General features: G+C 54.6%; 2 protein-coding genes. Both read right to left on the bottom strand.

All coding sequences use genetic code 11. The features are described from left to right. Positions 1 to 1209: hypothetical protein (locus IEY11_RS14470; RefSeq protein ID WP_207727240.1), on the bottom strand; the 1209-nt coding region annotated here is incomplete at its 3' end. Next, a partial coding sequence (locus IEY11_RS14465) for a putative phage tail protein (RefSeq protein WP_207727239.1) occupies positions 1199 to 1768 on the bottom strand: 570 nt, incomplete at its 5' end. The genes IEY11_RS14470 and IEY11_RS14465, both read right to left, overlap by 11 nt.

Raw genomic sequence — 1768 nt, 5'->3', positions numbered from 1 at the left:
CTTCGTACCGTTACGTTTCGCCGCAACATAGAACTCCGGAATAAACACCATGGTAAAGTTATTAGAACGTGAGAACCCGCTGTCACCTTTCCATGCTGTTACAGTGCCCGCATTGTTCAGATTGCACTCTTTCATGCCGCTCCATGGCATAAAGCTGTCAAAAGGACTCGAACCTGCACCCGTACCAACCGCCGGAACCGGCTCAGTCGTTACGCTCTTAGTTACCAGTCCGTAAGGGTCAATGCTCGGAGTTAAGCGCGTCAACGCCGTACTGCTGTTGGACGTATCCCAGCAAACGCCGAACACATTAGCGTAACTCAGCGTCAGCGACTTACTCTGACCACTGGCGGTAATGCTTACTGTGCCCTCTGCGGTCTGGTCACCCAGTGTTGCTTTGATTGCCCAAGTACCCGCCTTGCCGACCGCAAACACAGCCGTACCGTTGCTTGTCTTGGTCAGCACCGTGCTGCCCAGTGTCGCCATCACCGTTGAACCGCTATCTACGGTTACGGTAATCGTAGACCGGAATTTCTCAAGCGTTACTGCAAGTGCCGTGTAATATGCCTTGGTTGCAACCTCAGTTGTATACGCTGTACCAGACAGTACAGCACTCAGGGTGTAGATAGTGTTAATGCCGAGCACGCTTACAGTTGCCGTCTTGCTGCTGTCCACCGTGCCAGTGTAGGTTTCCCCGCCGCCTGTGAGTGTCCATACCTGACCGACAAAATCAGTTGCAAACGTCAGCGTAATCTGACTGCCGCCGGACGCAGGCGCGTCTACCTCGCCCACGGTGTCATTTGCCGTAAAACCGAGGTACTTTCCCTTCTTGCCCTTGATTTTATCCTGTTTCTTGGCAAACTGCGCAGAATGTGCGCTTGTGCTCGTGTTATGCGTGGATACCGCATTTGCAGCCGCGCCGGTCGGGTCAGCGCCAACGTCACCGGCATTCAGTGCATCTACTTTCTTTCCAAGCGCTGCTGCCGCTCCGGCTTTTTCCGCACCAAGGTCAGCAGCGGTCAGACTGCCGTCCTTGACAACCTTTTTCACCTCTGCCGCCAGTTCAGCGGTCTTTACGCGGGCATTAACAGCATCAACGTTATTCTTCAGTTCGGTGTCAATCTTATCCCAGTTCTCATTTCTGGCTTCTACGTTGTAGAAATCCTGCGGACTGTGTTTATTCAGTCCGTAGTTTGTCGTTTTACTCGCCATCCGGCAACACTTCCTCTCTGATTGCAAAATGTGTGAGCGCAGCAAGCTGTGCGTGTGTGAAGCGGGTCAGGTCAGCGTGCTGGTTGTACAGCAACGACGTCGTGCAGACCATATTCGCAGGCACAATGTCCGCGAGCAGCTCCTCAACCGCCTGCTGATTGCGCTTTGCGGTCAACGCGACTTTGACCGTCAGCGTGTACCTGCCGCCGTCAATCTCCATCCTGTAGCCGTCCTCGCCGCACAAGGTCGATAACTGCTGCCGCAGACGGCGCACCGAGAACGGCAGCTGTGCATTGATTCTCGCCAGCACGCGGAACCGGCGCTCGTCCAGTGTGTCCGTGTCCATCGGCGTAATCTTGAAGATTTTCTCATACCGAGCGATACCGCGTTCTCCTGCCGTAGTGACAAACTGTGCATCCAGAACCGCAGTGGCAGCGGCGTTCAGCCGGTCAAATTCCGGCTGCTCAGTGTCGCACAAAAGCGGAAACTCGTAGGTTTTCAGCAGGATCGGCGGCAGGTAGTCTTGCAGCTTCTTTCTCACGACGCACCGCCAATCGTA

This window comes from Butyricicoccus faecihominis, from assembly GCF_014648015.1.
In the GTDB taxonomy this organism is placed as follows: domain Bacteria; phylum Bacillota; class Clostridia; order Oscillospirales; family Butyricicoccaceae; genus Agathobaculum; species Agathobaculum butyriciproducens.
The sequence above is the reverse complement of the archived record's forward strand: the minus strand, read 5'-3'. Positions and strand labels throughout refer to the sequence as shown.